General features: G+C 70.2%; 1 protein-coding gene. It reads left to right on the top strand.

Annotation, left to right across the window (positions count from 1 at the left end; genetic code table 11):
- The coding region (locus ACZ4SA_RS36985) for an acyltransferase domain-containing protein (RefSeq protein ID WP_468283277.1) at positions 1-1,120 on the top strand (1,120 nt) is incomplete at both ends.

The raw sequence follows: 1,120 nt of genomic DNA, 5'->3' as shown, positions 1-1,120 counted from the left end.
CGGGCTTGCGGCGCTGGCCGCGGGTACGGCGGCTCCCGGGGTGGTCTCGGGCCGGGTGGTCGGTGGCAGGACGGCGTTCCTGTTCACCGGTCAGGGTGCGCAGCGCATCGGGATGGGGCGTGAGCTGTATGGCGCGTTCCGGGTGTTCGCGGCGGCGTTGGACGAGGTGTGCGCGGTCCTGGACGAGTGGACCGAACACCCCACCCGGGAGGTTCTGTTCGCCGAGGCCGACAGCCCCCAGGCGGGTCTGATCGACCGTACGGGTTCCACGCAGGTGGCCTTGTTCGCTCTCGAAGTGGCGTTGTTCCGGTTGGTGGAGTCGTGGGGCCTCAAGCCCGACTTCGTTGCCGGGCACTCGGTGGGCGAGCTTGCGGCGGCGCACGTCGCCGGTGTCCTGTCGCTGGCGGATGCGGCCCGGCTGGTCGCTGCGCGAGGTCGGCTGATGGAGGCGTTGCCGGACGGCGGTGTGATGGCTGCGCTTGAGGCGACTGCCGAGCAGGCTGTCGAGTTGATCGCAGGTCGCGACGACGTGGTTTCGATCGCGGCCGTGAACGGGCCGACGTCGGTCGTGATCTCCGGTGTCGAGTCGGTGGTGGAGGAGATCACGCAGGCGTGGAAGGCGGCCGGGCACCGTGCCCGTCGTCTGACGGTCTCGCATGCTTTCCACTCGCCGTTGACGGAGCCGATGCTGGCCGAGTTCGGTCGAGTGGCGGAGGAGCTGGAGTATCGCGAGCCGCGGATTCCGGTGGTCTCGAACGTGTCGGGTGAGCTGGTCGCGTCGTTCGACGCCGGCTACTGGGTCCGGCACGTCCGCGAGGCCGTCCGGTTCGCCGACGGCGTCCGGTTCCTGGCCGAGCAGGGCGTGACCGCCTTCGTCGAACTCGGCCCCGACGGCGTGCTGTCGGGGATGGGCCAGAGCTCCCTTCCCGACGACGACCGAGTACTCTTCGCCCCGGTCCTGCGCAAGGACCGCGACGAGATCCGTACCCTCACCACGGCCCTGGCCCAGGCCCACACCCACGGTGCGGTGCTCGACTGGCAGAAGGTGTTCGCCGGCCGTCAGGCGGCCGGTCGTGTCGACCTCCCCACCTACGCCTTCCAGCACGAGCACTTCTGGCTG

This window comes from Streptomyces sp. NPDC027962 (assembly GCF_055566095.1).
The sequence above is the reverse complement of the archived record's forward strand: the minus strand, read 5'-3'. Positions and strand labels throughout refer to the sequence as shown.